This window comes from Saliniramus sp., assembly GCF_035311605.1.
Lineage (GTDB): Bacteria > Pseudomonadota > Alphaproteobacteria > Rhizobiales > Beijerinckiaceae > Saliniramus.
Map to the genome: position 1 here is coordinate 1 of NZ_DATGCW010000179.1, position 3,370 is coordinate 3,370.

The following is a 3,370-nucleotide window of genomic DNA, read 5'->3' on the forward strand; positions in this document are numbered from 1 at the left end:
CTGCGCCGCGCCGCACGGCTTCGACGTCCTCGCGACCGAGATCAGCCTTCGCCACCCCGCCCTGTGCCTTGAGCGCGCGCACGGTGCAGACCAGCACCGCCGCATCCGGACGCAGATCCGCCTGTCGGCATTTGATGTCGAGGAATTTCTCGGCGCCCAGATCAGCGCCGAATCCAGCTTCGGTGACGACGATATCGGCGAGCGCCAGGGCCGCCTTGGTGGCGATCACCGAAGAGCAGCCATGGGCGATGTTGCCGAACGGCCCGCCATGCACGAAGGCGGGCGCGTGTTCGATGCTCTGAACCAGATTGGGCTGGAGCGCGTCGCGCAAGAGCACAGCCATCGCCCCGTCGGCGCCGATATCATGGGCGGTGACGGGGGTCTTGTCGCGGCGATAGCCGATGACGATGGCGCCGAGCCGGCGTTGCAGATCGTCGAGATCCTCGGCGAGGCAGAGGATCGCCATCACTTCCGAGGCAGCGATGATGTCGAATCCATCCTCGCGCGGCACGCCATGGGCCGGACCGCCGAGGCCGATGGTGATGTTGCGCAGGGCCCGGTCGTTCATGTCGATGACACGTTTCCAGGTGATGCGGCGCACATCGATATCCTGGGCGTTGCCCCAGTGCAGATGGTTGTCGAGCATGGCCGAGAGCAGATTATGCGCAGCGGTGACGGCGTGGAAATCGCCGTTGAAATGCAGGTTGATGTCCTCCATCGGCAGCAATTGCGCCCGCCCGCCGCCGGCGGCGCCACCCTTCATGCCGAAGCATGGCCCGAGCGCCGGCTCGCGCAGGCAGACGATGGAACGCGCGCCAAGATGGTTGAGCCCGTCATTGAGCCCCACGCTCGTCGTGGTCTTGCCCTCACCGGCGGTGGTCGGCGTGATCGCGGTGACGAGAACGAGCTTGCCGCGCGGCTTGTCGCGCAGGCCCGCGATCGCGTCGTGGGTAAGCTTGGCCTTGTAGTGCCCGTGCGGGATCAGCGCATCGGGGCTAAGGCCGAGTTTTTCCTCCGCGAGACCGAGAATCGGGCGCATGCGTGCGGCGCGGGCGATCTCGATATCGGGCGCGCCGGGCGGCGGGAGATCGGCCTGGCGCGTAATCGCGCCCTGCGAAAAGCGGGTCTGGGGAAAGGTGTTCATGATGCGGCATCCTCGGCATGTGCGGTTTCTCGTTGGGCCGTTGCGCGCAGATCATCGAGGGCCTGCGCGCGCCAGGACAGAGCCTGCGCCGCGCCGCCGAAACAGTACAGGTGAACCCCTGCAAGGTTCGTGGGCGGGTTCGCGTCATCTGATCCGGCGAAGCCCGCGATCAAGGGCAGTGGATCGAAACGCTTGAGCATCTGCAGTGCATCGGGCCGCCGGCCCAGCAGCCGCGCCGAGGCACCGACACCGCAACGCATGGCGAAGCGGATCAGCGTGCCCATCCCCACCGGCGCGGGAATACCGATCCGCACGGGCGCGTCGATCCCCGCCTCGCGCAGACGCCCGCACCAGGCGATGACCGGGGCGGCGTCGAAGCTGAACTGCGTCACGACGGTCAGCGGCAGGCCGTGCCTACGGGCATGCGCCTGCTTGCGCCGCAGCGCCGCCATGAGTGTCACCTCATCCGCATGGGGATGGCCCTCCGGATGCCCGGCGACATAGAGCCGGGTCAGGCCCGCATCGGCGAATTGCGGCATGTCGATAAGGCCGAGCGTATCGCCAAACGGCCCGGCAGGGCGGGGCGCATCGCCGGCGATCAGCAAGAGCCTTGTGACACCGTGCGCGGTAAGGCCGTCGAGAAAGCGCGTGAGCGTGTCGTGATCGGGCACGGCGCGGGCGGGCAGATGCGGCACGGGTATGAAGCCACGCCGCGACAGGTCGCGGCAGACATCCAGCGTCTGATCGAAATCCGCACCGGGCAGAAAGGGCACGAAGACTTCCCCCACCGGATCAGGCGCGCCCGGTGCCGGGACACCCTCAGCGATCTGGCGCGGGGCGATCTCGATCGAGGCCTCCTCCAGAAGCTGGGCCATCCGCCCGGCAGGAGTGAGCGGCGCGGCATCCCCCGTGATCGCCTGAAATTCGCGAAATCCGTCCATGGCCGCCTCGCTCGGTTGCAGGCTTTCGGCGCATCATTCGTGAGATCGGCGGGAAGCGCCTGGCGCGGCGCTTCCCGGATCATTCGCTCAGAAGGCGTAGTCGCGTCCCTGCGAGGCCGCGCGTTCGCGGGCATTCGCATTGACGGAGGGCCGGAAGGGCACCGCGCAGACCTCCGCTGCCACCGCGACGCCGGGCGTCTCGGCATATTCGTCGGGAAGCCAGACGTTGAGCGGGGTGCCGAGTTCCTTGTATTCGACGGGGACCCAGGCGAGGGCGATGTTCGCTCCGAGCTCCGGCGAGTACCAGGGCGAGGTGACATAGCCGATCGGCTCGCCGCCCTGCGGGCCGGAGACCAGCCAGAAATCGGGCGCGTAGTCGGTGATCGGTTTGCCGCCGAGCTTCATCCCCACCATGATGTTTTTGAAGGGATGGCGTCCCGCCTCGAGCTCGTCGCGCACGGCCTCGAGCTTCGCCTTGCCGATATAATCGGCGGTCTTCAGGCGCGGCACCTGATAGGCGAGATTGCACTGGAAGGGCAGTGTCTCCTGGTCGATATCCTGGCCCCAGGAGAGAATGCCCGCCGCGATGCGCCGGTGGTGGGCCGGGGCGATGACCATGAGCTGGTGCTTCTCGCCAGCTTTGAGTACCGCATCCCACATCTTCTCCGCATGCAGCGTGGCGTCGCGCAGATAGATCTCGTAGCCCTTCTCGCCGGTGAAGCCGGTTTGCGAGACGATCACGTCGCAACCGGCGACCCGGCCCTCCATCAGCCCGTAGAAGGGCAGATCGCGCACGGCATCGCCGAACAGATCGGCCATCAGGTCTTCCGATTTAGGGCCCTGGATCTGCACCGGGGAGACGTCGATCTCCGCGATCGTCACATCGAAACCCTTGCCGATATTCACACCCCGCATCCAGAGTTCGAGGTCGCTGTCGGAGATCGAGAACCAGAACTCGTCTTCCGCGATGCGAAGCAGCACCGGATCGTTGAGGATGCCGCCTTCCTCGTTGCACAGGATGACGTATTTGCCCTTCATGGGCTGGATCTTGGTGGCGTCGCGGGTGATGACGTAATTGACGAAGGCCTCCGCATCGGGCCCCTTGACCTGGATCTGCCGCTCGACGGCGACGTTCCACATGGTAACGTGATTGATGAGAGCGTCGTATTCCGCCATCGCACCGCCGTCATCTGGGCGGGTATAGCCGCGCGGATGGTACATGCGGTTATAGACCGTGGCACGCCAGCATCCCGCCTCGACCGAAAGATGCCAGTAGGGCGACTTG

The 3,370-nt window shown here is 66.2% G+C and carries 3 protein-coding genes; all 3 read right to left on the reverse strand.

All coding sequences use genetic code 11. The features are described 5' to 3' along the window. A partial coding sequence (locus VKP01_RS08265; RefSeq protein WP_324411678.1) for a formate--tetrahydrofolate ligase occupies positions 1-1,039 on the reverse strand: 1,039 nt, incomplete at its 3' end. Positions 1,040-1,140: 101 nt separating this feature from the next. Beyond that, positions 1,141-2,085: a hypothetical protein gene (locus tag VKP01_RS08270; RefSeq protein WP_324411676.1), complete on the reverse strand. Its 945-nt coding sequence runs from the start codon at positions 2,083-2,085 to the stop codon at positions 1,141-1,143. An 87-nt stretch (positions 2,086-2,172) separates the two neighbouring features. Then, on the reverse strand, positions 2,173-3,370 hold a 1,198-nt coding region (locus VKP01_RS08275; protein ID WP_324411677.1), incomplete at its 5' end, for a glycine cleavage T C-terminal barrel domain-containing protein.